The organism is Staphylococcus sp. HMSC056G08 (assembly GCF_001812305.1).
GTDB lineage: Bacteria > Bacillota > Bacilli > Staphylococcales > Staphylococcaceae > Staphylococcus > Staphylococcus simulans.
Genome location: NZ_KV808488.1, coordinates 1 through 204, shown reverse-complemented (window position 1 = coordinate 204; position 204 = coordinate 1). Strand labels below are relative to the sequence as shown.

Genomic DNA, 204 nt, shown 5'->3' with positions numbered 1-204 from the left:
AAGTCGACAAAGCTCAAGCTGATTTAGCAAAAGCACTTGAAACTAAAGCAACTCAAGATAAAGCTGATCAAGTGAATGCTGCATTAGAAGTATTGAAAAAAGAACTTGAAAAAGTAGCTTCAATCGATAAATATGCATATACTCCAAACAGTGTAGAACCATTAACTAAAGCTGAAACAACAGGTCAAGCTATCGTGAAAAATT

General features: G+C 33.8%; 1 protein-coding gene. It reads left to right on the top strand.

The genetic code is table 11. The features are described from left to right. On the top strand, window positions 1-204 hold a 204-nt coding region (locus HMPREF2846_RS14415), incomplete at both ends, for a hypothetical protein (RefSeq protein WP_176745480.1).